23 protein-coding genes and 2 pseudogenes are annotated in these 23,205 nt (G+C 61.2%); 16 read left to right on the top strand and 9 right to left on the bottom strand.

What is annotated here, in order from left to right; genetic code table 11:
* Positions 1-46: 46 nt before the first annotated feature.
* Positions 47-406: a hypothetical protein gene (locus tag ACZ1HK_RS09210; protein WP_472628469.1), complete on the bottom strand. Its 360-nt coding sequence runs from the start codon at positions 404-406 to the stop codon at positions 47-49.
* A gap of 188 nt (positions 407-594) precedes the next feature.
* On the opposite strand from ACZ1HK_RS09210, the pseudogene ACZ1HK_RS09205 reads away from it, so the two are divergent.
* Positions 595-1,814 (top strand): annotated as a pseudogene (locus ACZ1HK_RS09205) (MFS transporter).
* Between the two features lie 89 nt (positions 1,815-1,903).
* On the opposite strand, the gene ACZ1HK_RS09200 reads toward ACZ1HK_RS09205, so the two are convergent.
* Positions 1,904-2,101, bottom strand: a complete 198-nt coding sequence (locus ACZ1HK_RS09200; RefSeq protein WP_339987022.1) for a SlyX family protein — start codon at positions 2,099-2,101, stop codon at positions 1,904-1,906.
* A 74-nt stretch (positions 2,102-2,175) separates the two neighbouring features.
* Here ACZ1HK_RS09200 and hisS point away from each other — a divergent pair, with 74 nt between their 5' ends.
* The 4 genes from hisS to ACZ1HK_RS09180 all read left to right on the top strand — a co-directional run bounded on the left by hisS (position 2,176) and on the right by ACZ1HK_RS09180 (position 6,625).
* Positions 2,176-3,654: a histidine--tRNA ligase gene (hisS, locus tag ACZ1HK_RS09195; protein WP_472628468.1), complete on the top strand. Its 1,479-nt coding sequence runs from the start codon at positions 2,176-2,178 to the stop codon at positions 3,652-3,654.
* Complete coding sequence (locus ACZ1HK_RS09190; RefSeq protein WP_472628467.1) at positions 3,651-4,748, top strand: ATP phosphoribosyltransferase regulatory subunit; 1,098 nt, start codon at positions 3,651-3,653, stop codon at positions 4,746-4,748. Before hisS ends, ACZ1HK_RS09190 begins: the two co-directional genes overlap by 4 nt.
* Positions 4,745-5,437 carry an ATP phosphoribosyltransferase gene (gene hisG / locus ACZ1HK_RS09185; RefSeq protein ID WP_472628466.1) on the top strand — a complete coding sequence of 231 codons (693 nt, stop codon included), beginning with the start codon at positions 4,745-4,747 and terminating at the stop codon, positions 5,435-5,437. Before ACZ1HK_RS09190 ends, hisG begins: the two co-directional genes overlap by 4 nt.
* A gap of 189 nt (positions 5,438-5,626) precedes the next feature.
* The gene (locus ACZ1HK_RS09180; RefSeq protein WP_472628465.1) at positions 5,627-6,625 is read left to right on the top strand and encodes a porin; all 999 of its coding nucleotides are present in this window, start codon (positions 5,627-5,629) and stop codon (positions 6,623-6,625) included.
* A gap of 53 nt (positions 6,626-6,678) precedes the next feature.
* On the opposite strand, the gene ACZ1HK_RS09175 is transcribed toward ACZ1HK_RS09180, so the two are convergent.
* Together ACZ1HK_RS09175 and ACZ1HK_RS09170 are read right to left on the bottom strand one after the other, a co-directional pair.
* Positions 6,679-7,110 (bottom strand): DUF1489 family protein, encoded by a 432-nt coding sequence (locus ACZ1HK_RS09175; RefSeq protein WP_472628464.1) that lies wholly within the window; start codon positions 7,108-7,110, stop codon positions 6,679-6,681.
* Positions 7,111-7,169: 59 nt separating this feature from the next.
* Positions 7,170-7,862, bottom strand: coding sequence for a phytanoyl-CoA dioxygenase family protein (locus ACZ1HK_RS09170; RefSeq protein WP_472628463.1), 693 nt, complete (start codon positions 7,860-7,862; stop codon positions 7,170-7,172).
* A 124-nt stretch (positions 7,863-7,986) separates the two neighbouring features.
* On the opposite strand from ACZ1HK_RS09170, the gene ACZ1HK_RS09165 reads away from it, so the two are divergent.
* From ACZ1HK_RS09165 to rpsD, 5 genes and pseudogenes are all read left to right on the top strand, one after another.
* Positions 7,987-10,257, top strand: coding sequence for an adenosylcobalamin-dependent ribonucleoside-diphosphate reductase (locus tag ACZ1HK_RS09165; protein ID WP_472628462.1), 2,271 nt, complete (start codon positions 7,987-7,989; stop codon positions 10,255-10,257).
* A gap of 4 nt (positions 10,258-10,261) precedes the next feature.
* The gene (locus ACZ1HK_RS09160; RefSeq protein ID WP_472628461.1) at positions 10,262-10,393 is read left to right on the top strand and encodes a hypothetical protein; all 132 of its coding nucleotides are present in this window, start codon (positions 10,262-10,264) and stop codon (positions 10,391-10,393) included.
* Between the two features lie 236 nt (positions 10,394-10,629).
* Complete coding sequence (locus ACZ1HK_RS09155) at positions 10,630-11,556, top strand: lipid A-modifier LpxR family protein (protein WP_472628460.1); 927 nt, start codon at positions 10,630-10,632, stop codon at positions 11,554-11,556.
* A gap of 138 nt (positions 11,557-11,694) precedes the next feature.
* A complete protein-coding gene (locus ACZ1HK_RS09150; protein ID WP_472628459.1) occupies positions 11,695-12,777 on the top strand; it encodes a Hint domain-containing protein in 1,083 nt (360 codons plus the stop codon).
* Positions 12,778-13,025: 248 nt separating this feature from the next.
* Positions 13,026-13,645 (top strand): annotated as a pseudogene (gene rpsD, locus ACZ1HK_RS09145) (30S ribosomal protein S4).
* A 61-nt stretch (positions 13,646-13,706) separates the two neighbouring features.
* Here rpsD and ACZ1HK_RS09140 read toward each other — a convergent pair.
* Both ACZ1HK_RS09140 and ACZ1HK_RS09135 read right to left on the bottom strand, forming a co-directional pair.
* Positions 13,707-14,813 (bottom strand): tetratricopeptide repeat protein, encoded by a 1,107-nt coding sequence (locus tag ACZ1HK_RS09140; protein ID WP_472628458.1) that lies wholly within the window; start codon positions 14,811-14,813, stop codon positions 13,707-13,709.
* Between the two features lie 285 nt (positions 14,814-15,098).
* Positions 15,099-15,539 carry a DUF4399 domain-containing protein gene (locus ACZ1HK_RS09135; RefSeq protein ID WP_472628457.1) on the bottom strand — a complete coding sequence of 147 codons (441 nt, stop codon included), beginning with the start codon at positions 15,537-15,539 and terminating at the stop codon, positions 15,099-15,101.
* Positions 15,540-15,663: 124 nt separating this feature from the next.
* Here ACZ1HK_RS09135 and ACZ1HK_RS09130 point away from each other — a divergent pair, with 124 nt between their 5' ends.
* The 3 genes from ACZ1HK_RS09130 to ACZ1HK_RS09120 all read left to right on the top strand — a co-directional run bounded on the left by ACZ1HK_RS09130 (position 15,664) and on the right by ACZ1HK_RS09120 (position 18,607).
* Positions 15,664-16,131 (top strand): RNA polymerase sigma factor, encoded by a 468-nt coding sequence (locus tag ACZ1HK_RS09130; RefSeq protein ID WP_472628456.1) that lies wholly within the window; start codon positions 15,664-15,666, stop codon positions 16,129-16,131.
* A 237-nt stretch (positions 16,132-16,368) separates the two neighbouring features.
* Entirely contained in the window at positions 16,369-16,848 is a 480-nt protein-coding gene (locus ACZ1HK_RS09125) for a hypothetical protein (protein ID WP_472628455.1), read from the top strand.
* A gap of 340 nt (positions 16,849-17,188) precedes the next feature.
* Positions 17,189-18,607, top strand: a complete 1,419-nt coding sequence (locus tag ACZ1HK_RS09120) for a homospermidine synthase (protein WP_472628454.1) — start codon at positions 17,189-17,191, stop codon at positions 18,605-18,607.
* Positions 18,608-18,740: 133 nt separating this feature from the next.
* On the opposite strand, the gene ACZ1HK_RS09115 is transcribed toward ACZ1HK_RS09120, so the two are convergent.
* Complete coding sequence (locus ACZ1HK_RS09115; RefSeq protein WP_472628453.1) at positions 18,741-19,361, bottom strand: class I SAM-dependent methyltransferase; 621 nt, start codon at positions 19,359-19,361, stop codon at positions 18,741-18,743.
* 77 nt (positions 19,362-19,438) lie between these two features.
* Between ACZ1HK_RS09115 and ACZ1HK_RS09110 the strand changes: the two genes are divergently transcribed.
* Positions 19,439-20,686: an MFS transporter gene (locus ACZ1HK_RS09110; protein ID WP_472628452.1), complete on the top strand. Its 1,248-nt coding sequence runs from the start codon at positions 19,439-19,441 to the stop codon at positions 20,684-20,686.
* 3 nt (positions 20,687-20,689) lie between these two features.
* On the opposite strand, the gene ACZ1HK_RS09105 is transcribed toward ACZ1HK_RS09110, so the two are convergent.
* Positions 20,690-21,109, bottom strand: coding sequence for a hypothetical protein (locus ACZ1HK_RS09105; RefSeq protein WP_472628451.1), 420 nt, complete (start codon positions 21,107-21,109; stop codon positions 20,690-20,692).
* 136 nt (positions 21,110-21,245) lie between these two features.
* On the opposite strand from ACZ1HK_RS09105, the gene ACZ1HK_RS09100 reads away from it, so the two are divergent.
* Both ACZ1HK_RS09100 and ACZ1HK_RS09095 read left to right on the top strand, forming a co-directional pair.
* A complete protein-coding gene (locus tag ACZ1HK_RS09100; protein ID WP_472628450.1) occupies positions 21,246-22,118 on the top strand; it encodes a 50S ribosomal protein L11 methyltransferase in 873 nt (290 codons plus the stop codon).
* A gap of 275 nt (positions 22,119-22,393) precedes the next feature.
* Complete coding sequence (locus ACZ1HK_RS09095) at positions 22,394-22,603, top strand: hypothetical protein (protein ID WP_472628449.1); 210 nt, start codon at positions 22,394-22,396, stop codon at positions 22,601-22,603.
* 125 nt (positions 22,604-22,728) lie between these two features.
* On the opposite strand, the gene ACZ1HK_RS09090 is transcribed toward ACZ1HK_RS09095, so the two are convergent.
* Complete coding sequence (locus tag ACZ1HK_RS09090) at positions 22,729-22,932, bottom strand: DUF1127 domain-containing protein (protein ID WP_472628448.1); 204 nt, start codon at positions 22,930-22,932, stop codon at positions 22,729-22,731.
* Positions 22,933-23,205 lie beyond the last annotated feature (273 nt).

Here is a 23,205-nt window from a genome sequence, read left to right as displayed (position 1 = left end):
GACGGGGCTTTTCCATTGGATGCGTCAGTCTTTCCGAAGAAAGGATTTACTGAAGGACCGGGGCCTCAGGCATCCACTCCTCAAATCGCAGGATGGCTTCTTCGGTGCCCGGCGTCGCGTTATAGGCCGCCGTTGTGGCCTCCGGCGTCTGGCACGAGAACCATTCCTCGCCCGCGTCGTTGGTCAACGAGACGCAGATACCGGGATAGCTGGCATCGACTTCGCCAGAGAACAGCGACCAGGTCGCGAAAAAGCCACTGTCGGTCAGAAGGTTGCAGACATCATGCAGGCGTCCGCCACCGTCCCACGCATATTGCGTGGCGACCGTGATGTTGCCGATCGCATCCGAGGGGACCACGATGGCATCCGCAACATATCCACCGCCCGAGCACTGGGGCTCGGCCATGGCGGGTGCGGCAAGGCAGACGAAAGCAAGGGTGAGGGCGGGGGTAATGCGTGTAGTAACCATAGCTGACGTTAGGCCGCGTGCGGCGCGCGGTGTCAATTGAACATTTCCTGACCTCGCCACGAGGCGCCAATTCTGCCGACAACCTTTCGCTTTTCCCCGTAAGAAATGGCCCCTAGGGTCCGCCCATGACCCCTGAGACCACATTGGATAGCCGCGCCTCGTGGGGGCGGCTTGCCCTGGCGCTGCTGGTCTCACTGATCGGCAATGCGGGCATGTGGGCGATCATCTTGATCCTGCCAGATGTACAGGCCGAATTCGGCGTGGGTCGGGCGGAAGCCGCGTTGCCTTACACGCTGACGATGGTGGGCTTTGCCTTTGGCAACTTCCTGATCGGCCGTGCGGTGGACAGATTGGGGTTGGCATGGTCGCTGGCAGGTTCGGCCGTTTTGATGGGGGCGGGTTATGGATTGGCCATGGTGGCCCCGTCGATCTGGCTGCTGTCGCTGGCGCAGCTGGCGATCGGCTTCGGATCGTCTGCCAGCTTCGGCCCCCTGATTGCGGATACGTCGCAATGGTTCCTGCGCCGTCGTGGCCTCGCGGTGGCGATTGCGGCTTCGGGCAACTACCTGTCCGGCGCGATTTGGCCCCTGCTTCTGGCCGGGACGCTTGCAGACGACGGCTGGCGCGCGGCCTATCTGGTGCTGGCCCTGTCCTGCATCGTGGCGATGCTGCCCGCCTGCGCGCTGTTGCGCCGCAAACTGCCGCCGGAGGCCATGGCGCGGTCTGACGTGGCCGCGGCGGAGCGTGCGAAAACCACGGGGCTAAGCCCCGTGCGCTCACTTGGTTGCTGGCTGTCGCCGGGATTGGATGTTGCGTGGCGATGTCGATGCCACAGGTTCACATCGTCGCCTATTGTGTGGACCTTGGGTACGGGCCCGTTGTGGGGGCAGAGATGCTGAGCCTCATGCTGCTGGGCGGCGTCGCCTCGCGGCTCGTGTCGGGGGTGATGGCCGACAGGTTGGGCGGGGTGATGACGCTGCTGATCGGCTCAACCCTGCAGATGTTGGCCCTATTCCTGTACCTGCCAACCTCGGGCCTGACGTCGCTTTACATCGTGAGCCTGGTCTTTGGTCTTAGCCAAGGGGGCATCGTGCCATCCTATGCCGTGATCGTCCGCGAATACCTGCCCGCGCGCGAGGCCGGGGCGCGGGTGGGCTTTGTGATCATGTCCACGATCTTCGGCATGGCCATCGGCGGATGGTTATCGGGCCTGATCTACGACGCCACCGGCAGCTATCAGCTCGCCTTCTTGAATGGCATCGCGTTCAACGCGCTGAACGTGGCGATCATGGTCTACATTCTGACGCGCTCCCGACCCCGGGGGTCTGCCTCGGTTCCTGCATAGTCAACGGCTAAGGCTGATGCGCCCCGCACGCCCCTCTTTGTTCCCCGAAAATGCCGGGGGTTTGGGGGCTGGCCCCCAAGTCCTCTCTCTCACCAGTGCGGTGGTTTCTGATCGGCGAGCGGAACGGTTCCGCTTGCGTCGACCTCCCGCTCTGCTTCGCGCTGCATCAGCATCTCGACCCGTCGCGTCAGCACCGCAATCTCGGCGTCCTGCCGCGCCACGACCTCCGACATCTCATCGACGGCCTTTGTCAGGTGTGCCACCTGTTCTTCCAATCGCTGATCCATGCCTGCACTCTCCTTGCCCCTTGGCCCCCCACCCGTTAGAGGATGCGCGACCTGAGTTTAAGGCCCCAATCGCCATGGCAAAGCAGAAGAAACAGCCCCGCCCCAAGGCCGAGACGCCAAAGGGCTTCCGCGACTATTTCGGCGCCGAAGTGTCCGAGCGTCAGCAGATGCTGGCGAAGATCGCGGAGGTCTATCATCGCTATGGCTTTGATCCGTTGGAGACGTCCGGGGTTGAGACGGTGGAGGCGTTGGGCAAATTCCTGCCCGATGTGGACCGCCCGAACGAGGGCGTTTTTGCGTTCGAGGAAGACGGGACGTGGTTGGCTCTGCGCTACGACATGACTGCCCCGCTGGCCCGTGTCGCGGCGCAGTTCCGCAATGAACTTCCCTCGCCTTATCGACGCTACACGATGGGGCCTGTCTGGCGGAACGAAAAGCCGGGGCCGGGGCGGTTTCGGCAGTTTTACCAGTGCGACGCGGATACAGTCGGCAGCGGATCCGTTGCGGCCGATGCGGAGATCTGCGCGATGCTGTCCGATTGCCTTGAGGCCGTGGGCATCGAGCGCGGCGACTACGTGGTGCGCGTGAACAACCGCAAGGTCTTGAACGGCGTGATGGAAGTGGCCGGCCTGGCCGGTGACGACAAGGAAGCCGAACGCGGGATCGTGCTGCGCGCCATCGACAAGATGGACCGGTTGGGGGAGAGCGGCGTGCGCGATCTGCTCGGTGAAGGCCGCAAGGATGAAAGCGGGGATTTCACAAAGGGCGCGGGCTTATCTGCGGAGCAGACCGGCAAAATTATCGCGTTTGTGCAAGCAACCGCTGGGGATAACCCCACGACGATTGGCAACCTGAAAGCGCTGACCGATGGCTCCGATATCGGCACACAAGGTGTCTCAGAACTCGAACAAATCGCTGATCTGCTTGCCGCTCAGGGTTATGGCCCGGACCGCATCATCATTGACCCGTCGGTTGTGCGCGGCCTCGGTTACTACACCGGCCCGGTCTACGAGGCGGAGCTGACCTTCGACGTCCACAACGAGAAAGGACAGACCGTCCAGTTCGGCTCCGTCGCAGGCGGGGGCCGTTACGACGATCTCGTCAAGCGCTTCACCGGGCAGGAGGTTCCGGCAACGGGCGTGTCGATCGGCGTTGACCGTTTGCTCGCGGCCCTTCGCGCAACCGGCAAGTTGAAGGGCGAAGATGCGGGCCCGGTGATCGTGACTGTCATGGATCGGGATCGGATGGCCGACTACCAGGCCATGGCATCGACCCTGCGCAATGCGGGCATCCGGGCTGAGGTATACCTCGGCAATCCGAAGAACTTCGGCAATCAGCTGAAATACGCAGACAAGCGCCGCTCGCCGGTTGCCGTCATTCAGGGCTCGGACGAGGCCGCGCGTGGCGTGGTTCAGCTCAAGGACCTGATCCTTGGGGCGAAGCTTGCGCAGGACGCGACGCTGGAAGAATGGAAATCCCAACCCGCCCAGACCGAAGTGCCGCTTGCTGACCTTGTTGCAGAGGTCCAAGCCATGATTGCCCGTCACCAGTGACCCTGAAATCCGACATCCGGGCCGAGGCGGAGGCGCTTCAGGCCATCTTCGCAGACGCCGTGCCGGTGGATGCGCCGATGCTCGTCAGCGCCGATACGCTGCTGGACCTCTACGGTGAGGATATTCGGGGCCGCGCCTTTACCACCCACGACCCGGACCGGGGTGAATTGATGCTGCGGCCCGATTTCACCGTCCCTGTTGTGCAGATGCACATGGATGGCGGGGCAGAGCCCGCGCGATATACCTATCTGGGCGAGGTGTTCCGGATGCAGGACGCCGGCAGCGGGCGCCCGACGGAATACCTCCAGTTGGGGTATGAGGTCTTCGACCGGGCCAATCCGTTAAAAGCCGATGCCGAGGTATTTGCCCTGATGCTCAAGGCGTTGGATGGGCTTCCGGTGCGCGCGGTGACGGGTGATATTGGCGTGTTGCTGGCGGCCATTGAAGCACTCGACACCACGCAAGCACGCAAGGCCGCGCTGCGCCGCCATGTCTGGCGTCCGCGCCGGTTCCGCGCGCTGTTGGACCGGTTCACCGGGATGGGAAAACCTGCCAAGGGCCGTGCTGAGTACCTGAAAGCCGCGGAAGACCAGGGTCTTGCCGCCCTGATTGCGCGTGCGGGCCCGCCGATCGGTTTGCGCACAACGGATGAGATGAACGCGCGCCTTGAACGCCTGCGCGCAGAGGCCGCCGCTGACCCAATTAATCAGACCCAGGCGGAGGTGCTTGTCAGCCTGCTCGCGCTTAAATCCCCGCTGTCCGAAGCAGTGGAGGCGCTGCAGAATTTTGCCGTTGATCTGCCGGGCTTGCAGGGGGCCGTCGAGCATTTTGCGGCGCGCGTGGATGCGTTGAAGGATGTGGGCGTGAGCGTCTCGGATATTCCCTATGAGGCGTCTTACGGGCGCACGCAGATGGAGTACTACGACGGCTTTGTGTTCGGCCTTCTTGCGCCAAGCCCCAGCCTGCCCCCGCTGGCGACCGGTGGGCGTTATGATGCACTGACCCGCCAGCTTGGTGGCGGGCGTGAGATCCCGGCCGTTGGCGGCGTCATCCGCCCCGAGCAGGTCCATGCCTTGCGGAGGGCGCAGGCATGATCACGCTTGGTGTCCCGTCCAAAGGCCGTTTGATGGAAAAAACCTTCCAGTGGTTCGCCGCGCGCGGGGTCGAGATGCGGCGCACCGGATCTGACCGGGATTATGGGGCTGAGGTTGCGGGCCTGCCCATCGATCTGCGCCTGATGAGCGCTGGTGAAATTCCGCGCGAACTGGCTGCGGGGCGCATCCATCTGGGTGTCACCGGCAGCGATCTCGTGCAGGAGCGTATCCCTGCCTGGGATCAAGCCGTGGAGGTTCTGGCCGAGATGGGCTTTGGCCATGCCGATCTGATTATCGCCGTTCCCGCATGGTGGGTTGATGTGCGCACTTTGGATGACCTCGATGCAGTCGCTGCGGATTTCCGCGCGACCCATGGCCAGCGCTTGCGGATTGCAACCAAGTACCACCGCCTTGTCCGTGATTTCCTGCGCGATGCAGGTGTGGCCGATTACCGGCTGGTCGACAGCCAGGGCGCGACGGAAGGCACCGTTGCCCATGGCACGGCAGAGGCCATCGCCGACATCACCTCAACCGGTGAGACGTTGCGCGCCAACCATCTAGCGATTCTGAGCGATGGATTGATCCACAGATCGGAGGCGACGCTGTTCCGATCTCGGGCCGCGAAGTGGAACGATTCGACCCGGTCCGCGCTAGATATTTTTGAGAAGCAGCTCAAAACCGGCGCCTGAGGGCGGGATTTCGTGCTTTTTTGGCAACACCCAAATACTAACCCACTCAATCTATAGGTGTGGTTTCCCGCAAGTTGCCCGCTTCGGGGGCGTTAATGTATTCTTAACCTGCATTAACGACTGCCGTCGGGAATTTTCAAACTCTGCCCCCGGCGACGCCTTCTAAAGTTTAAAACAAGGAACATGGATATGATCCGACCAATTTTGTTGGCTGGTGCCGTCGTGGCACTGCCGTCTCTCGCTATGGCCCAAGGTTTGGAATTTGACGGTTCCGTAACGGCGGGCGCAAACTTCAACTCCATCGGTGGTATCCCCGGAACGGACATCACGCTGAACGGCTACTCGTTCGATTTCGATGGCGATCTGCACTTTGACGAGTCGTTCTCGGTTGGGATCGGCGCGGGCTTCAACACCGGCAATCTGGATGTCACCGGCGCGCCAAGTGAAATCAGCGTTGATCTGATCAGCCTGTCGATCGAGCCTGTCTACCAGTTCTCGAGCGGCGCCTATGTCGGTGCCTATTACCGCATGGGTGATCTGGATCTGGCCATCTTTGGTCCGGTCACCATCGGCATCGACACCTCGCAATACGGCATCTTCGGTGGCTACGACTTCGGTCAGGGCCATGTGGAGGCCTTCTACGGCATGTCCGAGCTTGGCGATAATGCCTTGTTCCCGGTTGCCCTCAATACCGACGTGACTGATTTCGGTGTGTCCGGCTCTTACGAAGTGATGGACGGTCTGGACATCTTCGGCTCGGTGATGCGCACCAATATCGAAACGGGTCCAACGAGCCTTCCGATCACGGCCTATGCGATTGGCGCGGAATACGATCTGGGCAATGGCTTTGACATCTACGGCTCGGTCGGTGGCTCCACCTTTGATTTGAGCGATCTGGGCCCCATCGACGACATCACGGCCTTTGGCGCGACCATCGGTGCATCCTATGACTTGTCTGCATCGGGCTCCATGCCGCTGGTGCTGAGTGCTGAGTACTCGCGCACCAATGTCGATCTGGGCACGCTGGCGCCCCTGCTGACCGCGGGCAATGACCTGACCGTTGACCGTTTCGCCCTTGGCGTGACGATCCCGATCGGCAACGGCTCCACCACGCCGCTGAACTCGAACACGCGCACGGCGCGGGGTGAGTATCGCTCGGCCGTCGCGGCGCTGATCAACTCGTTCTGATTCATCGCCAAATGAATGCGAGGGCCGGGCCAATGCGCCCGGCCTTTTGCTGTTCAGAGCACGCCAATCTCGGCCAGCGCATTCTCAAGCTGCGGGGGCAGGGGGTCTTGAGTCGAGCGGCCCTTGGGCAGATCACGCGGCACATCGCCGGGCTGCAAGTACCGCCAGCCCTGGAACGGACGTTTCGGGGTGGCCGCGACCCGCGTCACCTCGGGGTCCAGAACGATACCGCAGCGGTTGATCCCGTCACCGCGGTCCACCGGATCGAGCCGCAGGATCGGTTGGCGACACAGAACCAAGCCCTTGAAGACCCAATAGAGCGAGCCGCCGTTCAGCACCTGATCCGCGCGCTTCGGCCACATCCGCGTGACGTGGCGCGGCAGCCCGTCGGGGCCTTTCGCGCGGGCGCTTGCCTGCCAATCCAGCAGGTCTTCGACCTTCTCCGCACCGACGCAGAGTTTCACAAGATGTATGGTGTCAGCCAAGCCTCATCCCCCGATGATGTGGTAGTGAAGGCTAGCAGGCTGACCCGTCAGGGCAAGGCTCAGCGCAGCGGTTTGGCGAAATTGCGCGGATTTCCTGTGGATGGATCAAGGATCGGCCCGTCCGAGTACTGTGCGAGGTAGGCGCGGCGGGGCCGGTCGGTGGTGTTCGCGCCAGACCGATGCAGGGTCAGCGACGAGAACAGGATCATCGTTCCCGCCGGACAGGGCAGGGCGATCCCTTCATTCGGGCCGTCATAGCCGACCTTTTCCTTGCCGACCTCGTCCCAACGGTGCGGATCAATATGGCCTTCGCGGTCCAGATCACGCGGCAAGATCGATAAAGCGCCGTTCTCAAGTGTCGTGTCGTCCAGCGCGATCCAGACGGACAGGTAAGGGCGGTGTTCAAACGGCACGTAAGCGCCGTCCTGGTGCCACGCGAAACTTGCGCCTGTGCGCGGGCCTTTGACCACGAACTGCTCATTGAACAGGTGCGGCTCGCCCAAGGCGATCCGGGTGACGTCGCGCAGGAACGGGCTGAACAGAAAGCGCTCCACGCTTGGAAAATCCGCGTGGCGTTTGTGCAGAAATTGCCGGTCCGCACCGCGGTTGATGTCGTGATTGCCGCCATCGGCTGCAGCGGGCTCTGCGATCAATGCATCGGCGGCGGTACGCAAGGCGCTCAACGCCTGCGCCGGGATCGGCTCCGGCAAGACGGCATAGCCCTTTGCGCGGAAGTCGGCAGATTGAGACATCGGGGTCACTCCTCCACCGCAAAGTAAAGGCCGATTCCAAAGCCATTTCTGGCCAATCCGCGACATTTGTGTCATACAACCTATCTGGTAGAATCCGACCCTCACCCACCAAGGAGTAGTGCCTGTGACCCGCTTTGCCGCCCCCATTGCCGAGCAGATCTGGGACATGAAATATCGCCTGAAAGAGGCGGATGGCACGCCCATGGACGCAGATGTCGAAGCCACCTGGCGCCGGATCGCGGATGCGCTGGCCGATGTGGACACGGATAAAGCCACTTATTCCGACGAATTCTACGGCGCGTTGGAGGATTTCAAATACCTCCCCGCCGGGCGCATCGTGGCCGGTGCGGGCACAGGCCGTTCGGTGACGCTGTTCAACTGTTTTGTCATGGGCACCGTCCCGGACAGCATGGGCGGCATATTCGACATGCTGAAGGAAGCCGCGCTTACGATGCAGCAGGGTGGGGGGATCGGTTACGACTTCTCCACCATCCGGCCCAAGGGTGCGGCGGTCAGCGGGGTGGCGGCGGATGCCTCCGGCCCTCTGTCATTCATGGATGTGTGGGACGCGATGTGCCGCACGATCATGTCCGCAGGCTCCCGCCGGGGTGCGATGATGGCGACGCTGCGCTGCGATCACCCCGATATCGAGGCATTCATAGAGGCCAAGCAGGACCCGGCGCGGCTGCGCATGTTCAACGTCTCCGTCCTTGCGACTGATCCGTTCATGGAGGCGGTGAAGGACGATGGCCCTTGGGATCTGGTCTTCGACGGCACGGTCTACCGCACGGTGCAGGCCCGCGATTTGTGGGACAAGATGATGCGCGCGACCTACGATTACGCCGAGCCGGGCGTGATTTTCATCGACCGCATCAATGCCGAAAACAACCTGAGCTACGCCGAGACCATCGCTGCCACGAATCCCTGCGGTGAGCAGCCCCTGCCGCCCTATGGGGCTTGCCTTCTGGGTTCGATCAACCTCGCGCGGCTTGTCGAAAACCCGTTTGACGGCGGTGCGATCCCTGACGCCGCGCTCGATGACCTCGTCGCAACTGCGATCCGCATGATGGACAATGTGGTCGATGCCTCCCGCTTCCCGCTTCCTGAACAGGCGGCAGAGGCGCAGGCAAAGCGCCGCATCGGCCTTGGTGTCACCGGCTTGGCCGACGCGCTGGCCATGTGCGGCGTGCGCTATGGCTCGGACGAGGCTGTCGCGTTGACCGAAGAGTGGATGGCCCGCATCGCCAACGCCTCCTACCGTGCCTCGGCCATGCTCGCGAAAGCGAAGGGGGCCTTCCCGCTCTTTGACGCGGACGCCTACGCCAAGGCCCCCATGGTCCAGCGCTTGGACGCCGACGTCCAGGCCCTCATCGCTGAGCATGGCCTGCGCAATGCACTGCTGACTTCCATCGCGCCGACCGGCACGATCAGCCTCTATGCGGGCAACGTCTCGTCGGGGATCGAGCCGATCTTTGCCAATTCCTACACCCGCAAGGTCCTGCAACCCGATGGCACCCGAACCGAAGAAGAAGTGGTCGACTATGCCGTCGCCCAATGGCGTGACACCCATGGCGACACGCCGCTGCCTGACTATTTCGTCACCGCCCAGACTCTGGCGCCGTTGGATCATGTTCGCATGCAAGCCGCCGCACAACCTTGGGTCGATTCATCGATCTCCAAAACCATCAACGTGCCCGCCGATATCAGCTTTGAGGCGTTCAAAGACGTCTACGCGGAAGCGTATGCCACCGGTTGCAAGGGCTGCACGACCTACCGCCCGAACGATGTGACGGGGTCCGTCTTGTCTGTCAGCGAGGCCGAGGACAAACCGCAAGCGCAAGAAGCCGCCGAGGCCGCGACCGGTGAAGTCGTCTTCCTGTCTGAACCGCTCGACCGCCCGTCCGAGCTTGAGGGCAATACCTACAAGGTCAAATGGCCCGACAGCGAGCATGCGCTCTATATTACGATCAACGACATCGTGCTGAACGGGCACCGCCGCCCGTTCGAGGTGTTCATCAACTCCAAGAATATGGAGCATTTCGCCTGGACCGTAGCGCTCACCCGGATGATCTCGGCCGTGTTCCGGCGCGGCGGCGATGTGAGTTTCGTTGTCGAAGAGCTCAAGGCCGTCTTCGACCCGCGAGGTGGCGCCTGGATGCAGGGCAAGTATGTGCCGTCGATCCTGGCCGCGATTGGTGGCGTTATTGAAAAACACATGATCGCCACCGGCTTCCTCGCGGGTGAGGGGATGGGCCTGAAATCCGACCCGCAGGCGCAGGTTGTGAACCTCGGCAACCGCCCCGGCCCGGCCTGCCCGTCGTGCGGTCAGTATGAAATGCGGATGGTCGAAGGCTGCATGACTTGCGGCAATTGCGGCCATTCCAAGTGCGGCTAAGCCCATGTTTCGGCGCGTGGAAGATCACCTGATCACCACGCAAACCGGCAAGCTCGTCTGGCGGCGGGGACACTGGGCGCGGATGCCCAAACCGCTTGACCGGGCTGATGCTGCGATCCGCGATTTGTTCGACTGAAGCGCTTTGGGTCGAACCTGGAACATCAAAAATCGTCAATGACGCGAGAGCGCGAAGCACGGCAGTGCATTGGCGTTTCTGCGATTCTAATGCGCCATTAGGTGTCGCAGATAGGTCGCATCCCGACGCGTGCTGTCCTTGAATGCGCAACTTTTCCCGGCAATTGCCTGCTTTGGTGCTAATTTCGCCACAAATCACCGGCATTGAGACCGGAAACAAAGATACAGGCAGAGCAAATGGCAATTTCACCCATCCGGGCCTTGGCGGCGTGCGCTGCCCTTCTGGCGCAACCCGTTGCGGCGCAAGACAGCGCGTATACCTATCAGGGCGTGACGCAGATTTTTTCCAACGACTGGTATGGCATGCCGATTGGCGACCGATTTGATCGGTGGCGGACGGGCTCCTACCAGCTGAGCGCGTTTTGGGGTCAGGATTGGGATGGCGATTTGCCGGATCGACCCTTTGCCCTGATAGAGACGCGTGTCCGGGCCGAGATCATCGCGCCAGACAATCTTGCAGTACCGGCGGCGGACGATCGCCTCTATGCGCCTGCGCTCTACTTCGGCGCGTCGACCCATTTTGAGCGGTCCGCTTTTGAATTCAGCCTTGGCGCCGATATCGCAATTCTCGGCGATCAGACGGGCCTGATGGGGCTGCACGACTCCATCCACCAGGCGTTTGGCGGCACACCGGTCGATCTCAGCAGCTTCATGATCGAGGACGGCGTGTATTTTAACGCGACCGCCGAGGTTGGCCGCAGCTTTGATCTTGGTACAAGCGATCTACGACCCTTTGTTGAGGCACAGGCAGGCGTCGAAACTCTGGTGCGCGCCGGGGCAGATATCCGATTGGGCAACTATGACAGTGGGGCGTTTCTGGTCCGCGATGTCGTGACCGGACAGCGCGTCGTGGCCTTGCCGGGCGACAGTGTTTCGGGGTGGAGCTTCTCGGCGGGGGCCGATGTGGCTTATGTCCATGAAAGCGCGCTTTTGCCCGCGCAAGGCCCGGATCTTGAAGAGACGCGCTTGCGCGCGCGCGGTGCAGTGCATTACGGGTTCGGCCCGGCGGACCTGTCCTACGGCATTACGTATCTTTCGGAAGAATTCGTGACCCAGCCCGAAGGTCAGTTGGTTGGAACGCTCTCTTTGATGCTGCGTTTCTGACAAAAACGACTCACCCGATTCGCAAAATGCGAGATCGGAGGCTTGCCCCAGACGAATCACCTCTGCTAGCGTCCTGCCAAAGGTCGGGGACCAACCACCGGCCAACACGTCAAAAACTCCGAGGCGGGGCATATCAACATGGCTACGGGCTTTCAGGGCGCGTTCGTGATCGCATGGGCGCAGACCTGCATCGAAGGGTTTCCGGCAGAACCACAACAAGAACTGGCCGAAGGAATGAACTGGAGCTGGCACGGGAAGCTCCAACCGCTGGATGGAGATCCCGCGGCACTTCTTCTGACCGCCAGCCGGGATCAGGATGAGCTTCGCAGCCGTGCGGCCCGTGTCGTGCGCAAACTTTTGCAGCACCCGGCGCCGAGCCCCGCCGAATTTGCCGCGTCAGAATCTGACCCGCTTTACCGGGGTTCGTTCATCGTGTCGGACGGTGCGAAATTCTACACGATTGTCCCGATCCTGCTGGAAGACGGCACGCCGCCGCTCTTGATGTTTGCCAGTGATCCCCCGCCATCCGGCCGGGAGTTGACGATTGTGCATCGCAACGAGGAAACGCTGAAACCCACGCCAACGGATGAACCGGCGGTCATCTGCTTTACTCCCGGCACCCGCATCCGGACCGAGGACGGCGATGTCGCGATCGAAGAGCTTGGCACCGGCGACCGCGTCCTGACGCGCGACAATGGCCCGCAAGATGTGCTCTGGTCCGGCCATAGACGGATGTCCGGCGCGCGCCTGTTTGCCATGCCTGACCAACGCCCGATCCGCATGCGGGCGGGGGCCCTTGGCATAGATCGGCCCGACGGTGATCTGATCGTCAGCCCGGAGCACCGCGTTTTGGTGACGGGTCGCGCGGCGCTTGAATTGTGGGGCGAGCATGAGGTTCTGGTGCGGGCCGCCGATCTGGTGGGCGACAGCCGGGTGACGGTCGATCATTCCCTGCGCGAGACCTTCTATATTCACCTGATGCTCGACCGGCACGAGGTGATCTGGGCCAATGGGCTAGAGGTGGAGACGTTCCACCCCGGCTTTATGGGGTTGGAGCATCTGTCGAACCTGCAGCGCGACAGCCTGCTGGAGATGCGGCCTGAACTGGCGCGCAATCCGCACGCCTACGGCGCCCCGGTACGGCGCATGCTGACGCGGGCAGAAGCGGCCATTCTGATCCACGGCGCGCCGACCAAACCGATCCTTGGCACGGTGCATTGACACCCCGCTAAACCCCTCCTAAAAGCCCGCCAATCCCGCAGCGCACGTTGTGGGGTTTTCATTTGGTGTTGGTGGCCCTCGCAAGAGGATCCCTGTCGAGGCGCAAGCCTAGAGGACAACGCCCTTTTACATTGGCACGAAGCCTCCGGGCGGGTTTGCACTTTGGGCCCCGCGGAGACGCAATTTCAGCCCGAAAAGTGGGAACCGGTTTTCGGAACAAGCTGAAATGCCGCAAAAGGAGATCAGCCGTGACCAAACGCACGTCTGCCAAGTACAAAATCGACCGCCGGATGGGCGAAAACATCTGGGGCCGTCCGAAATCCCCGTCAACCGCCGCGAATACGGCCCCGGCCAGCACGGCCAGCGCCGCAAGGGCAAGATGTCCGACTTCGGCCTGCAGCTGCGCGCAAAGCAGAAGCTGAAGGGCTATTACGGCGACCTGACGGAAAAGCAATTCCGCCGCATCTACGCCGAAGCCGAGCGTCTGCGTGGTGACACCGGTGAACTTCTCATCGGTCTGCTGGAGCGTCGCCTCGACGCCCTCGTGTACCGCGCCAAGTTCGTGCCGACCGTTTTTGCGGCACGTCAGTTCGTGAACCACGGCCATGTCAAAGTGAACGGCAAGAAGGTCAACATCCCCTCCTACCGTGTGCAGGAAGGTGATGTGATCGAGGTCCGTGATCGGTCCAAGCAGCTGGCCATCGTGCTCGAAGCCGCCCAATTGGCCGAGCGTGACGTGCCTGACTATCTGGACGTCGACCACTCCAAAATGACCGCCACGTTCGTGCGCACTCCGGGCCTTGGCGATGTGCCGTACCCGGTTGTGATGGAACCGAACCTCGTCGTGGAATTCTACGCGAAGAACTAAGGTTCTTTGCGAGTTTCGAATACGAAGGCCGCCCCCATCGGGCGGCCTTTTTCTTTGAAATTTAGTCAGTGGACGTGGCGAAAGGATCATCGTCGGGGATAATGCGGCACGCAGGCCCGGTCGCGGCACAGGCCTCAAGCGCGGCCAGCAGCCCTTCGTCCCCTTCACCGATATCGAACCCAAGAGCGGTGAGGCCGCCGGAATAAAGCTCACGGGCGAAATCTTCGTCGCCATAGTGCTCGAACGCCAGACGAAACGCCTCCGATGCGCCCTCCGTTTCCCCGCGAGCGGCTCGAATGTGAGCCAAGGTATCCCAGATGTAGCCGTAGGTCGGGCGTCCTTCGGCGAGTTCATTCTCCGCCCAATCGGCCCAAGCCTCCATCACGGTTGAGGCTTCGCCAATTCGATCAACAAGGAACAAACGCCAGCCCACCGCATTTCGGGTGCCCCAATCCTCTTCCTGAGTGTCCAAGAGGTCGGCGTAATCAGTCACCAACTCCAACGCCCCATCGACGTCGTCCAGATCCACAAGCGCGTAAATCAGCGTGTCGGCGTCATAGAGGTTGCGCTCACCCCTCTCCAATGCGCGCCTCGCGTGTTCCGCCCCAAGATCAGGGCGACCGAAGACGTATTGTGCGTAGTAGGCGTAGTGGGTGTGGAACCAATAATCATCCAGCCCCATAAAATCAGCCGATTGGAAGGCCAGCAGCGCTTCTTCATTGCGTTCCAAGATGGCTAGGCACAGGGCAAGGTTGCCCATGAGATATTCGTCCGACGTAGCTTGAAAAGGCCAGTCGACGAGGTCGGGGAGTGCTGCGACAGCCGCCTCAACAACGGGTTCGCAAGCGGCCGGATCGTCCGCATTGTTCGCGATCGTCAGCATTTCAGTGTAGGCGCGTGGGTTGTCAGGCTCGGCGTCGATGGCGGCTTGCGCCCAACGGAGATGCGCCTCTGGTTCGCCCAACAGGTCACTTACGATGGCCGCATTGGCATAGCCTCGAAACCAATCGGGCCGGTAGTCGCCAGACAGGATGTAGTCCAGGCGCGCGGCTTCTAAATCCCCGAGGTTATCGTGAGCCAGCCCCTGTGCAGGATGAAGCGTCCCTGTTCCACGGGATCGTCGCTGTTGGCCAGAGCGGTCGTGCAGGCTTCTAGGGTTGCGGCCCAATCTTCTTCTTCAAAAAGGCAAATCTCGACAGGGTCGGTCTGAGCGCTTGCAAATCCAGTTGTGAGAACAAGGGCGGCGGCAGTCACCAGGACAGTGCGCATGGAAAACTCCTTTTCTTTGAATGGAGTCATCCTGCTCACGGCAACCCTGTCTGGCAAGCCCGTCACCGCTATGGAAAACCTTAGCAAATGCGCCATGGGCGTTCACAAAATAGCGGAAAGACGTTGTAGCGGGCGGCCCTGGAAGCCGCCCGAAACGCTGCGCTTTCGGGGGCGAATGCGCGCGTTATTCCACGGTAATCGTGATCTGCTCGGATGCGACCGGCGGCACGTGCGGCACATGATTCAGATCGCCCAGAACCAGCTGCAGCGTGTGCTCACCCGGCTCCAGATCCAGCGTCACTTGCGTTTGGCCTCCGCCGAAATGGATGTGGTTGTCGTCTGCCGGGATCCCGTAGAGCAGCTCTTCCGCGCCTTCCTCACCTTCGCCAAGCGGCGGACGGTTCAGGAATACATGGTGGTGACCTGTCATCTCACGCTCGGTTCCGGCAGGGGCTACCCCCATGCCTTCCAGCCCGAAGATCACCGTGACCGGGCCCGAAACGAATGCGCCGTCTTCCAGGTTCACGAAGTAGACCGCCGCCCCCTCTGGCGCGGGCGTGTCCTGCGCAAGCGCTGCGCCCGGCAATGTGATCAACGCGGCGGCGATAATGTGTTTCAACGACATGGTGTCCTCCCTAAAGTCGTACGCGGACCCGGCCTTGGCCTGTCCTTGGGAAGACAACACGCGAGACAGAGAAATTATTCGGCGCCTTTTTCCATCGCAAGCGGAGCGCGAAATTCGCGCCGCGTTGCCAGAGGTTTGGCCGCGCCTGTGGCGCTATGGCCTGACGCTGACCCGAGACCGGTCGGAGGCAGAGGATCTTGCACAAGAAGCCGTTGCTCAGGGCCTTTCCAAGGCGGCGCAGTTTGCCCCCGGCACGCGGGTCGATCGCTGGTTGATGCGCATCCTGCACAATCTCTGGCTGAACCGGCTGCGCGCGGCCAAGGTCCGGCGCGGGACGGGCGTGGTCGATGCGGAAAAAGCGGGGCTGATCTCGCCCGACGATCCGGAACAGACTTTTTTCGGGGCTGAGGTGTTATCTGCGGTGATGGGGCTTTCTGACGTCCAGCGCAGCGTGGTTGTGCTGGTCTACGTGGAAGGAAATGCCTATGCCGAAGCCGCCGACATGTTGGATGTCCCCGTGGGGACGGTCATGAGCCGGCTGGCTGCTGCGCGGGTCAAGTTGAAGGAACGGTTGGGAGACCGGGAATGCTAGAGGATCTGGATGCCCGTCTTGTGGCGCTTGTGGACGGAGCTTTGCCCGAGGCGGAGGCCCAAGCCCTGCGCGCCGAGATTGCGGCTGACCCTGATGTGCAGGCACGGCTGGACGCGCTTGATGTCAATCTCTCTTCTCTGAGCGCTCAGGCAGATGCGTTATTGGCAGACGCCCCGCCGATGTCGGAGGGCGCCGCGCCGCGCGGGTCACTTGCGGGTCTTGCGATGGCGGCGTCCGTTGCCTTGGCGCTTGTGCTCGGGGGCTTTGATCGGGTCGCGGTTGGGCGGGGGCGAGGATTGGCGCGATTTTGCAGCTGCTTATCACCTACTTTATCAGCCGGAGACTTTGGCTGCGCCGATGCAAGGCGATGGCGGCGTGGCACAGGTCTCCGAAGCGCTCGGCTACGACCTGTCGGCGCTGGCGGATATTGAGGGCCTTGATTTCCGTCGCGCACAGATTCTTGGCTGGCAGGATCAGACCTTGATCCAGTTCGCGTATCTTGACACCAATGGTCGGCCGGTCGCCGTTTGCATCATGGAAAACACCGATGATATTGTGGGGGTGTCCACGTCCACGGCGCACCGTCATGGCCTGGCGACCACAACCCTCACGGACCGCTATGTTCGTGTGCTGGTCATTGGTCCGGATGCGGACACCGATACACAGGCACTCGGCCAGTCGGTCGCGGCGCAGCTTGGCATGTTCACGCGCTCGTAACGCATTTTTAACCGCGCCACGGCATAACCCCTGATCAGCCTAGGCCGGTGGGCCATCAACCCGCCAAACGACAGGACGATTGACGGCGCAAACCTTGCGCCGCGGATCGCGCATCAATCCAGCCGTTGGGGTGGCACCCATTGGCATTTCGATCGCATTCCGGCAGCGCTGCCCATCCTGTTCGCTCTTTTCCGCCGGACCCGTTGTCCCGCACCTTTCCAGCCTGAGCCGCTTCTCCAACCGGCCGGAAAACCCCCTGCACCGGCGTTTTGGCGTGCAAAATGGTTCCTATTTCCCCTGTCCGCGCGTATCAGGCCGCATCTGTTGCGGAGGGCACGCCATGACCACATCTCATCCCGTCTACGCCAAGATCGACGGCCCCATCGTGATGATCGGCTTCGGCTCGATCGGGAAGGGGACCTGGCCCCTGATCGAGCGGCACTTTGAGTACGATGCCAGCCGGTTCACGGTGATCGAGCCGGACGCGCGCCAACACAATTTCCTGCGCCAACATCGACTGAATTTCATCGATACGTCCCTGACGCCCGAGAATTACCGGGACGTTCTGGGTGGGCTGCTGGAACCCGGCAAAGGGTTCTGCGTGAACCTGTCGGTGGACACGGACTCGCTCGACCTGATGAAGTTCTGCCGTGAGATCGGTGTGCCGTATATCGACACGGTCGTTGAGCCATGGGCTGGGTACTACTTCGGAACGGAAGACAATGCTGCGCGCACCAACTACGCCCTGCGCCAGCGCGTTCGGGATGAAAAGGTCGCAAATCCGGGTGGGACAACGGCGGTCAGCTGCTGTGGCGCGAACCCGGGCATGGTGTCGTGGTTCGTGAAGGAAGGGCTGCTGACGCTGGCCAATGACCTCGGGCACGAGGCCGCGCCGGAAAGCCGCGAGGATTGGGCCGCACTGATGCGCGACCTCGGGGTAAAGGGCATCCATATCGCCGAGCGGGACACCCAAGCGCGCCTTGCGCCACGTCCGCGCAATGTGTTTGTGAACACCTGGTCGGTCGAGGGCTTCATCGCCGAAGGCTTCCAGCCGGCAGAACTTGGCTGGGGCACGCACGAGCCGTGGTTCCCGGAAAATGCCCACCGGCAGGAAACGGGCTGCAAAGCCGCGATCTGGATGGAGCGGCCCGGAGCCATCACGCGGGTCCATACCTGGTGCCCGACGCCGGGGCCGCAATTCGGATTTCTGGTGACCCACAATGAGGCCGTGTCGATCAGCCACTATTATACAGTGGGCGAGGGGCATGAGCCCGAGTACCGCCCCACCTGCCACTATGCCTATCACCCCTGCGATGACGCAGTGCTGAGCCTGCACGAGATGTTTGGCTCGGGTACCACACAGACCGAGCATCATATCCTGAACGAAGACGAGATTGTCGAAGGCATCGACGAGTTGGGGGTGCTGCTTTACGGGCATGAGAAGAACGCGCTCTGGTTTGGCTCGCGGCTTTCGAATGAAGAGACGCGGGACCTGGCACCCTATCAGAACGCGACGGGATTGCAGGTGACCTCGGCCGTTCTGGCCGGGATGGTCTGGGCGCTGGAAAACCCTGGAGCGGGGATCGTGGAGGCTGACGAGATGGACCATGCGCGCTGTCTTGAAGTGCAGCGACCCTACCTGGGACCCGTTGAAGCCCATTACACCGATTGGACGCCGCTGCAGGATCGTTGGGAGATGTTCCCGGAGGATATCGACGAAAGCGAGCCTTGGGCGTTCCGCAACGTGCTGGCGAGCTAAGGGGTCGGGCGGGTTCGACGCTCGGCTATCGCCATCGCCCCGCCCACCCTCCCGCAGAGGGACACCAGCCCGGTTCGGCCTGTGCAGCGCAGGGCGGATTTGCATTTTCATGGAACAAGGAAGGCCCTTGGTCTTAGACCACCGTCGCGAGGAAGCCACGGCTTGTGCGGGACGGGGGGCCTGACGGGAAGGCATAGGTTTGATCCAGCCGCCAACCGGTCCCTGCCAGAAGCGCGGTGGTCTCGGAGATCTCGAACGTGCGGTGCCGCCATTGCAGCCAGATGATGGCATTGCACCAATGCGGTTTTGACAGCACCAGCCAGAGCTTTGCCCCGGGTTCGACCCATGTGCGCAAGGTTGCAAGGGCCGCGTGCGGGTCAGCCACGTGTTCGATGACATGGGCCATCAGCAAATGCGCGAACGGCTGGTCAGGGCAAAAATCATCAATGCCGCTTTGGACCTTGCTGGCTGTCCCGCCGCGCCGGACCAATGCGGTCTCGGCCCGATCTAGCATCGGGGCGGAGGGATCGAGAAGCGTGATGTCGGCCTCGGGCCCGTAGATCGCGCTCCACCCGTCTGCGAAGGCACCGGTGCCGCACCCGACATCGCAGACCCGGTCTGACGCATTTGCGCGCAAACCTGTGCCGGTGAGAAAGCCCAGATAAGCATCCGCGTAGCCAAGCAGGCGCATCTTATCGCCCCACGTGTTCGCGGCGCGGTCATATTGCTGGGTTAGGGATGCGGTGTCGGCCATAGTCTGTGCAGTATTGCACGCCGACTTGCGCGATCCCAGCCCTCGCCATTCCCCCAAAACAGGCGTAAGCCAGCCGCATGGCGATTGGTGATACCTTGAAGATCACGTCCCTGGATGAGGGGCGTCAGCTGCCCTTCTGGCGCACGCCCATTGCGCTGTTGGCGGTGATGGCCTTTGCCATGCCGGTGGCCTTTGCAACATGGTCGGCGCTTTTGAACAACTTCGTCATTGAGGTTGCGAGCTTCGATGGCTCGGACATTGGCTGGCTGCACACGGTGCGCGAAATCCCCGGCTTCCTGGCGATTGGCGTGATCTTCCTGCTGCTCTTTATCCGCGAGCAGGTGCTTGGCCTGGTCTCCCTCATCTTGCTGGGTGTCGCCACGGCGCTGACGGCACAGTTCCCCTCGCTGGGTGGATTGCTGTTTGTGACACTGATCAGTTCGATTGGCTTTCACTACTACGAGACCGTGAACCAAAGCCTGCAATTGCAGTGGATCGAGAAGGATCGCGCCCCGCAGGTGCTGGGTTGGTTGCTCAGCGTGGGTTCAGGCGCCACCCTGCTGGCTTATCTGCTGATCGTGGTCACTTGGCGGACCTACGATCTTAGCTACGACCTTGTTTATTGGGTGTCGGGTGGGGCGACCGCTTTGCTGGCGTTGCTCTGTTTCCTGATCTATCCGCAATTTGAAAGCCCCAATCCTCAACGCAAGCAGATGGTGCTGCGGCGGCGCTATTGGCTTTATTATGCACTGCAGTTCATGTCCGGCGCACGGCGGCAGATCTTCGTCGTTTTCGCGGGCTTCATGATGGTCGAGCGCTACGGGTTCGAGGTGCATCACATCACCTCGCTCTATATGGTGACGCTTCTGGTCAACATTGTTGTGGCGCCAATGCTCGGCAGTGTGGTTGCACGCTTTGGGGAACGTCTGGCACTGATCGTGGAATATTCAGGCCTGGCCGCCGTCTTCGTGTTGTATGCGGGCCTCTACATCTTTGACTGGGGCTTTGTATTTGCCGCGGTCTTGTACGTTGTGAACCACATCTTCTTTGCGCTGGCTTTGGCGATCAAAACCTATTTCCAGAAGATTGCGGATCCCGCCGATATTGCCCCCACGGCCGCCGTGGCGTTCACCATCAATCACATTGCAGCCGTGTTCCTGCCTGCGGGTCTTGGATACCTTTGGCTGACCTCACCCACGGCCGTGTTCGTTGCTGCGGCACTTTTGGCTTGCATCTCGCTCGGGCTATCGTGCCTCGTGCCACGCCACCCGAAAGAGGGCAACGAGACTGTGCTGACCCGAGGCGCGGCGCAGCCCGCCGAATAGGGTCTAGGTGTCGGTCGCGCCGCCCAGGCAAAGCGGTTCGATGTTGAAATAGGTGATGACGCCGTTCAGCAGCTCGAAGTCGAGCGCGCTTTCGCATCCGCTGGCAGTTGTTCCGGTGCCCGTCAACTCGGTCGTGCGCGTTCCGTTGGATGTGGAAAAGCTGAACGACGGGAATGAGATGTCGTCAAAGGTTTGCAGCCCCGCAACCGAGGCGCGCAATTCTTCCGCGGGCAAGCGCTCGGTGATCGAGTTGTGCAGAAGGCCGTGAGCCTGCGTGATCTCTTCCGCGGCCAGATGGTTCAGGAAGGCTCGCACCGTGTCGGCATCCTGATTAGAGCCGCGCAGGCCGAAGGTGATAGCAAAGCCGATGGCAACAGCCGCGCAAAGCAGGCCAATGATCAGGCCTCGGGGTCCACGGAACATGATTGGGGCTCCTTTTGTATGTGATCCGGAGGATAGAGGCATTTCCACCTCAGGGTGTAGTCAGGAATACCATCGCCTTGTTTGCCATTGCGCAACGAAGCGGATAGCGGTCCTTTGACTGAGAATTGGAGGCCCCATGCCCACCTGGACTGCCCTGACAACATTGACCGACAAACCAAAGGCCGAGGCACTTGGCCTTGCGCTGGAGGAGATTGATCCGACGCCGACCGGAGTGGGTGTCTTCGAGGTCGAGGACGATTCAGGTCTGTGGGAGGTTGGGGCCTATTTCATCGAAGCCCCTGATGAGGTCGCCTTGGCCATCCTGTCGAGAGCCTTTGGGGCGAAGGATTTTGCCGTGTCGGAGTTGCCCGAGACGGATTGGGTGGCGCAGGTGCGGCGCGAATTGCATCCGGTCGAGGCGGGACGCTTCTTTGTTTATGGCAGCCATGATGCTGACAAGGTGCCGTCTGAGTCGGTTCCGCTGTTAATCGAGGCTGCGATGGCGTTCGGAACCGGGCATCACGGGACCACAAAAGGGTGTCTTGAGGCCGTGGACAAACTGTTTACGGATCGGAATTTGCCGGAATCTGTCGCTGATATCGGTTGCGGAACGGCTGTTCTGGCGATTGCGGCCGCGAAGGTTCTGAACCGGTCGGTGATGGCGTCCGACATTGATGCACAGGCGGTTGAAACGGCTGTGGCGAATGCCCGTGCAAACGGTGTTGAGACGCATGTGAATTGCGTTGAAGCGGCCGGCTTTGAACACCCGGATTTGCAGGAAAATGCACCTTATGACCTTGTTTTTGCTAATATTTTGAAAGGGCTGCTGATTGATCTGGCGCCGTCTATGGCAGCCCATACAGCAGCGGATGGCCATGTGATCCTGTCCGGCATCTTGATCCCCCAAGCCGACGAGGTTGTCACGGCCTATGGCGCGGTCGGATTTGACCTGAGATCGCGTGATGAAATCGGAGAATGGACGACCCTGACGCTTCAGCGGCGAAAATGACGTAACGTCAGATCGACGCAAACGAGTTGCCTAAAATCTGTCGCAATTAAGCCAGAGAATTGCTATGTAAATTCCCGGTGGGGGCAGCAATGTTGTGTTAGAGCTGCCCAATGGTAAATGAAACTGAACAGTTCCAGTCGCGGTTGCACCGCATCCAACGCTCTCGGCGTCGGAAGCGTGGCGGAATGGGCTTTGTTGTCCATCCTGACGGTGTAGTCACTGCGATCGGTCAACCCTCGTCCCGTCTTCGGTTCGCGTTCCCGCTCAAGGGACTCATGCTGTCGCTCTTTGTTGTGGCGGCCGTGAAGTCCTACCTGATCTGGTTCCTTGGCGTCGAAGTCTACACGCTTGAAGTGCAGAGCCTGCTTTCAGGGTCCAGCTTTGAGCAGATCGCCGGTATCATCTTGCTTCCTGATGCGCTGACCATGTGGGGTGTGGACCGCATCGATGAGATTAACGCACTGATTGCGAGCGGCCTGCGCTAAACCGCGCGCGCTTCGCATCTGATTTTTGAACTGGTTGCGGAGTCGTCCCACCCCGTCACCGACACCAAAGAAGGGCGACCGGATGTCCCACCGGTCGCCCTTTTCTTATTGAGAGCAGTCGCAGATCAGCGGACGTGACGGCCAGCTGCGATGTCTTCGATGTCGCCGCGGTTCAGGCCGAGATCGTCGAGTTCGCGGTTCGACAGAGCCGACAGCGCTTTGCGAGTGACGCGCGCGTCATTCCAGGCGGCGACTTTTGCAACCAGATCGGAGAAGATCCGGGTGGCGTTGAACCCCGCGCCGAGCGGGCGATTGGTGATGATGGCCATAGGTCTCATCCTTTCCAGTTTTGTGTTTCTCACTTGTCCGGCGAGGAATTTCGCCGCCTCAAGCTGGACGGCATCTAGAGTTGAAAATCGCGCCATACAAGACGATTTTTTTGCATGGGTTCCATGCATTTTCTGCATAGCTTAAACTCGGCGTAACCTACCGTTTTTCATACAAGAATCCGTGATCGTGATGTCGAAAATCTGCAGAAAAATGTCGCAAATCTATCGCACGGTCTGAAAGCGACATCGCCGCGTCGAAAATCGTCTTTGCAC

The organism is Gymnodinialimonas sp. JB5-7 (assembly GCF_055693405.1).
The sequence above is the reverse complement of the archived record's forward strand: the minus strand, read 5'-3'. Positions and strand labels throughout refer to the sequence as shown.